A 6474-nucleotide genomic window follows, 5' to 3' on the forward strand; every position below is an offset into this window, starting at 1 on the left:
CCGCACCAGCTCGGGAGCCAGCGGCTCGCCCCCGCACACCACCCGCTTCAGCGCGGCGCAGCCGGCGAAGCCCGGCTCCTGCGCCAGCACCTGGAGGAAGGAGGGGACGAAGTGGAGCACGGTGACGCCCTCGCGGCGCACGGTCTCCACCAGGTAGGCGGGGTCGCGCTGCCCGCCGGGGCGCGCCAGCACCAGGCGCGCCCCCGCCAGCAGCGTCAGCAGCAGCTCCCGCAGCGAGGCGTCGAAGCTGTACGGTGTCTTCTGCAGCACCGCGTCGCCAGGACCCAGCCGCCACGCCTGCTGCATCCAGCCGAGCGCGTTGGCCGCGCTCCTGTGCTCGACCATCACCCCCTTGGGACGGCCCGTCGAGCCCGAGGTGTAGATCACGTACACCAGGTGGTGTGGCGTCAGGCCGCCGCGTCCGGGGTTCGTCGCCGGCCGATCCGCCCAAGACGAGGCGTCGCGCCCGAGCGCCACCACCGGCACGCCCAGGCCGCCCAGCCGCTCCGCCGCGGACCCGTGCGTCAGCAAGAGCGCCGGCTCGCTGTCGACCAGCATGTAGCGCAGACGCTCCTCGGGGTACTCGGGGTCCAGCGCCACGTACGCGCCCCCCGCCTTCAGCACCCCCAGCAGCCCCACCATCATCTCCAGGCTCCGCTCCACGCACAGCCCCACGCGCACGTCCGGACCCACGCCGCGCCCGCGGAGGTGGTGCGCCAGCCGGTTCGCGCGGGCGTTCAGCTCGGCGTAGGTGAGCGTCTGGTCCTCGAACGTGAGCGCGGCCGCATCCGGAGTCCGCTCCACCTGCGCTTCGAACAGCTCGTGCAGGCAGGCGTCGGGGCGGGGCGCGTCGGTGGCGTTCCACTCCTCCACCACCCGCCGCCGCTCGGGCTCGGGAAGCACGTCCACCCGCGACAGCGCGCGCCCCGGCTCCGCCTCCAGCGCCTCCACCACCCCCTCCAGCGCCCGGTGCACCATCGCGCACACCCGCTCCGGGCCCACCGTGGCCGGGGCGAACGCCCGGAGCGCGAGGCCGTCTCCCAGGTCGTCCACCGCGAGCGTGAGCGGGTAGTTGGTGCGCGCATTCGCGCGGAGCCCCCGCATCCCGGACGCGCCCGCCTCTCCCGGCCGCCGGCTGTGGCGGTAGTTGAGGAGTGCGGTGAAGAGCGGCGCTGGCGCGGCCACACCGCTGCACCGCTGCGCCAGCGCCAGCGAGGCGTGCTCGTGCCGCAGCAGCTCCGCCAGCTGCCGGTGCGTCCCCAGCACCGCCGCCTCCACCCCCTGCGAGGCCACCCGCACGCGGACCGGGAGCGTGTTGATGAACGGCCCCAGCGCCCGGTCGGACCCCGCGCCTCCGCTCATCCGCCCGAAGAGCACGGTCCCGAACACCACGTCGCCGCGGCCCGACGCCCGCGCCAGGACCTGCGCCCACGCGACGTGGCACACGGCGGCCGCGCTCACCCCCAGCGCCCGCGCCCGCTCGCCGAGCCGCGCCGCCAGGGCGGGGTCCACCGCCAGCGCCGCCTCGGCGATCCCCGACCCGTCGCCCCACGCGTCCAGCAGCCCGAACGGCGCCGTGGGCTCCTCCACGCCGCCCAGCAGCTCGCGGAAGAACGCCTCGTGCTCGCCGCGGCCCACCCCCAGCCGCGCCTGCGCCACGTAGTCGCGGAAGGGCGGCGGCGCCGGGAGAAGGTCCGCGCGCCCCTCCAGGTGCGCCCGGACCTCCTCCTGCAGCACCTCGAGCGAGGCGTGGTCGCTGCAGAGGTGGTGGAGGAGAAGCAGCAGCAGCCAGCGGCCGCGGGCCTCGTCGCGCGCCACGTGGAGGCGCAGCAGCGGCGCCCGGCGCACGTCGATGCGGTGGCGCCGGGGGTCGAAGCGGCGGTAGAGCTGCTCCGCCGCGTCGCCGCCGGCGGGGTCCAGCTCCACCTCCTCCACCCGCAGCGGGGCCTCGCGCCACACCACCTGCACCGGCTCGCGCAGCCCCTCCCACGCCACCGAGGTGCGCAGGACGTCGTGCCGGGCGACCACCGCCCGCAGCGCCGCCAGCCACGCGTCCAGCCGCGCGCGGTCGTCGAAGCCGTAGAGCCCCGCCATCAGGTACGGGTCGCCCTCCGCCGCCGCCAGGTGGTGGAAGAGGATCCCCTCCTGCAGCGGCGCCAGCGGGTAGACGTCCTGGACGTTCGCCGCGCCGCCCGCCACCCCCGCCGCGACGCGGTCGATCTCCGCCTGGCTCAGCTCCACCAGGGGAAGCATCTCGGGGGTGACGGCGTCGCAGGGGGTGGGGATCCCGTTCGCGGGCGCCCGCACCTCGCGCGGCGCCCCGCCGACCGCGGCGGCGAGCTCGGCCAGCGTGGGCGTGGCGAACAGCGCGGCGACCTCGGCGTAGAGCCCCCGCCGCCGCATCCGCTCGGCCAGCCGGACCGCCAGGAGCGAGTGGCCGCCCAGCTCGAAGAAGTGGTCGCGGCGCCCCACCCGCTCCACCCCCAGCACCTCCGACCAGACCTCCGCCAGCGCGGTCTCGACCTCGCCCACCGGGGCCTCGTAGCCGCGCCGCGCGTACGCGTCGGCCCCGGGATCCGGGAGCGCCCGGCGGTCCAGCTTGCCGTTGGGGGTGACGGGGAGCCGCTCCAGCGCCACGAAGGCCGCCGGCACCATGTACTCCGGGAGGCGCTCCGCCAGGTGCGCGCGCAGTGCGTCCGCGCCGACGGCGTCGCCGACGTAGTAGGCGACCAGACGCCGGTCCGCGGGGGTGTCGCCGCGCGCCACCACCACCGCCGCGCGCACGCCCGGGTGCTCGACCAGCCGCGACTCGATCTCCCCCGGCTCGATGCGGAAGCCCCGCACCTTCACCTGGAAGTCCGCGCGGCCGGCGAACTCCAGCGTCCCGTCGCCGCGCCAGCGCGCCCGGTCCAGGGTGCGGTACACCCGGCTCCCCGGCGGGCCGAACGGGTCCGGGAGGAAGGAGGCGGCCGTCAGGCCGGGGCGGCGGGCGTATCCGCGCGCGAGCCCCTCGCCGGCCAGGTAGAGGTCGCCCGCCACGCCCACCGGCGCCGGCTGGAGCTCCCCGTCCAGCACGTAGGCGCGGGTGAGGGCCATGGGACGGCCGATGGAGATGTGCCGGGCCCCCTCCGGCACCGGCCAGGAGGTGGAGTAGGTGGTGTCTTCGGTGGGGCCGTAGAGGTTGACCACCCGCTCGAGGGTGCCGAGGGCGTGGAGCGCGTGGACGACCTCGGGGGGGAGCGTCTCGCCCGCGAAGAGGACGACCTTCACGCAGGCCGGGAAGCCGCCCGTGCGCAGCAGCTCCGCCGCGGCGGTGGGGACCATGCTGGCGTAGGTCACCGGCTCGGGGAGGCTCGCCAGCGCCAGCGCGTTCTCCGCCACCACCAGCCTGCCGCCCCACGCCAGCGCGCCGAACACCTCGGTGAAGGAGACGTCGAAGCTGGCGGAAGAGGAGAAGAGCACCGCCGAGCGCTCCGCGTCGCCGACGTTCTCGCGCAGCCAGCAGAGGCGCGCCACCCCCGACGAGTGGCGGATCATCACCCCCTTGGGCCGGCCGGTGGAGCCGGAGGTGAAGATCACGTGCGAGAGGTTCCCCGGCGCGGCCCCGGACCCGGGCGCGGCGTCGCTCTCGCGGGCGATCTCGTCGCGGAGGACGTCCAGGCGCAGCGCCCGGGCCCCTCCTTCCGGCAGCCGCCCGGCGAGCTCGGAGGTGGTCACGATGGTCTCCACCTCCGCGTCCTCCAGCATGAAGCCGAGCCGCTCCCGCGGGTAGTTCGGCTCCAGCGGCACGTAGGCGCCGCCGGCCTTGAGCACCGCCAGGAGCGAGACCACCAGGTCGGGGGTGCGCGGCAGGCAGATCCCCACCCGCGTCTCGGGGCCCACCCCCCGCCCGCGCAGGTGGCGCGCGAGGCGGTTCGCCCTGGCGTCCAGCTCCCGGTACGTCAGCGCCTCGCCCGCGCACACCAGCGCCACGGCGCCGGGCGTCCGCTCCACCTGCGCCTCGAACAGCTCGTGCACGCACACGTCGCGCGGATAGTCGGCGGCGGTGGCGTTCCACTCCTCGACCACCTGCCGGCGCTCGGCGTCGGAGAGCAGCTCCAGCCGCTCCACGCTCCGGCCGTCGCCCGCCGCCATCGCTTCCAGCACGCGCCGCAGGTAGCCCGCCCAGCGCTCCACCGTGGCCCGCTCGAAGAGCGACGCCGCGTACTCCACCACCCCCTCGACCCGCCCGCCCGCTTCGCCGAGCCTCAGCTCCAGGTCGAACTTGGCCGTCACCCGCCGGGAGCCCCGCATGAGCGCCAGCTCCACCCCCGGCAGCTCGCGGCTCGCCCGCGGCGCGCTCTGCCAGGCGAACATCACCTGGAACACGGGGTGGTGCGCCAGGCTGCGCGCCGGCCGCAGCAGCTCCACCACCTGCTCGAAGGGGATGTCCTGGTTCTGCTGCGCCTCCAGCGCGCGCGCCTTCACCCGCTCCAGCAGCCCGGCCACCGTGGGCGAGTCCGACAGGTCCACGCGCAGCGCCAGCGTGTTGACGAAGAGCCCGACCAGCCCCTCGACCTCCTTGCGGCCGCGGTTGGCCGTGGGCGTGCCGACCACCACGTCGTCCTGCCCCGAGAGCCGACCGAGCACCGTGGCCCAGCCGGCGAGCAGGGTCATGAACAGCGTGGCCCCGTGCCGGCGGCCCAGTACCTTGAGCCCCGCCGTGAGCGCCTCGTCCAGCTCCACCCGCACAGCCCCGCCGGAATGGTCCTGCCGCGCGGGGCGCGGGTGGTCCGCCGGCAGCTCCAGCAGCTCGGGGGCGCCGGCGAGCGTGCGCGTCCAGTAGTCGGCCTGCCGCCGGAGGACCTCGCCGTCCACCCAGCGCCGCTGCCACGCCGCGTAGTCGGCGTACTGCACCGGCAGCGGCGGGAGCGGGTCGTCCCCGCCCTCCCGGTACGCGCCGTACAGCGCGGCCAGCTCGTCGACCAGCACGCCCATCGACCACGCGTCGGCCACGATGTGGTGCATGGTCAGCAGGAGCACGTGGTCGTCTTTCGCCAGCCGGACCAGGCGCCCGCGGACGAGCGGGCCCCGCTCCAGGTCGAACGGCGCGTCCGCCTCTTCGGCGCTCAGGCGCTCCAGCTCCGCGTCGGCCCCGGCGCGGCCCCGCAGGTCGTGCGCGGCCAGGTGGAAGCGGCTCCCTGCGGCCGGCGCGACGCGCTGCTCCGGCTCGCCGTCCACCGCCGCGAAGGTGGTCCGCAGCGCCTCGTGGCGCGCCACGATCCGCTCCAGCGCGCGCGCCAGCGCCCCCGCGTCCAGCTCGCCCCGGAGGCGCAGCCGGCCCGGGATGTGGTACGCGCTCCCCAGCGCCCCGAGCTGCTCCAGGAACCAGAGCCGCTGCTGCGCGAACGACAGCGGCAGGCGAGCGCCCCGGTCCGCCGGCTCGATCGGGGACAGCTGCGACCAGCTGCGCTCGAGCCTGGCGGCACGCGCCAGCTCCAGGAGCCTTTCGCGCTCGGTGAGCGTCAGAGTGGACTGCATCGGCGACGGCGGTAGAGAGAGCGATGGTTACAGGGACATCCGCGGGATCACCCGACCGCGGGCTCGCGCAGCAGCGCGGTCAGGTTCGCGAGCTCGGCCGGGTCGAACTGGGCGAGCTGGGCGTCGAGGACCCGCTGGGCGAGCGCCGACAGCACGGGCGCCTCGAAGACGTCGGAGAGCGCGACGTCGGCCTCCAGGTCCTGCCGGATCCGCAGCGCGAGCTTGCTCGCCAGGATCGAGTGGCCGCCCAGCTCGAAGAAGTGGTCGTTGCGGCCCACCCGCTCCACTCCCAGCACCTCGGCCCAGACCTCCGCCAGCGCGGCTTCCGTCCGGCTGGCCGGCGGCTCGTACGCGCGCGCCGCGTAGGCGTCCTCCTCCGGCGCCGGGAGCGCCCTGCGGTCCACCTTCCCGTTCGGCGTCAGCGGCAGCGCCTCCAGCCGCACGTACGCCGCCGGCACCATGTGCTCCGGCAGGCACTCCACCAGGTGGGAGCGGAGGACGTCCGCCTCGACCGCGTCCGCGGCGCCCGCGTAGTACGCGACCAGCCGCTTCTCGCCGGGGCCGTCCTCGCGCGCCACCACCACCGCCTCGCGCACGCCCGGGTGCTCCAGCAGCCGCGCCTCGATCTCCCGCGGCTCGATGCGGAAGCCGCGCACCTTCACCTGGAAGTCGGTGCGCCCCACGAACTCCAGCGCGCCGTCGCCGCGCCGGCGCACCAGGTCGCCCGTGCGGTAGAGGCGCGCGCCCGGCTCCGCGCCGAACGGGTCGGCCACGAAGCGCTCCGCCGTCAGCTCCGGCCGGTCCAGGTACCCGAGCGCCACGCCCGCGCCGCCCACGTACAGCTCGCCGACCACGCCGACGGGCACCGGCTCGCCCGCCCGGTCCAGCACGTAGGCGCGCGTGTTCGCCTTCGGCCGCCCGATCGGCACGCCCGGCGCGCTCTCCGCGACGTCC

2 protein-coding genes are annotated in these 6474 nt (G+C 76.2%); both read right to left on the minus strand.

Annotated elements, in window-relative coordinates:
- The coding region (locus VF746_08250; GenBank protein HEX8692393.1) for an amino acid adenylation domain-containing protein at nucleotides 1-5520 on the minus strand (5520 nt) is incomplete at its 3' end.
- Between the two features lie 47 nt (nucleotides 5521-5567).
- Nucleotides 5568-6474, minus strand: a 907-nt coding sequence (locus VF746_08255; protein ID HEX8692394.1) for a phosphopantetheine-binding protein, incomplete at its 5' end; no start/stop codon positions are given.

Source organism: Longimicrobium sp. (genome assembly GCA_036389795.1).
Classification (GTDB): domain Bacteria; phylum Gemmatimonadota; class Gemmatimonadetes; order Longimicrobiales; family Longimicrobiaceae; genus Longimicrobium.